At 44.9% G+C, this 452-nt stretch carries 1 pseudogene; it reads right to left on the reverse strand.

Annotated features, from left to right (window positions below):
- Positions 1–452: pseudogene (locus J7R13_RS08940) on the reverse strand (hypothetical protein); the annotation flags it as partial.

Genomic DNA, 452 nt, shown 5'->3' on the forward strand with positions numbered 1-452 from the left:
TAATCGGTAGGAACTGCATTCTTAACAGATTCTCCTAGCTCTTCAGACGCCTCCTTACCTAAATGTTTACTGATTGCTCTTAATGTTGCTTTTTCAACGCCTTCCTTATGAGAAGGAGAAAAAAGTCTTCCTATTCCACCAACCGTAGAACCAGCTAAATGACCTAAAGCACTTCCTGCCAATGTCCCTCCTGCTCCTAAACCAGCACCAGCTAATGTACTGGTAAATGTATTCCCTAATCCTTCGCCCTCTCCTGCTCCGTGTAATGCACCAGATGCCGCTCCTACTTTAAGCAAATGAGGCAACGTTGTGTTTTTCGTGATACCTAAAAATGGGCTTACAAATTGGCTTGCAAATTGGCTTGGACGTGACTGACCTGCCTTTGAGAGCAATTGACCTAATTTTGATCCTGCAAGACTATTGCTAACTCTAGGGGCTGCAAAGCGGGCTCC

The sequence above is a fragment of the Bartonella taylorii 8TBB genome (assembly GCF_902825155.1).
Lineage (GTDB): Bacteria > Pseudomonadota > Alphaproteobacteria > Rhizobiales > Rhizobiaceae > Bartonella > Bartonella taylorii_A.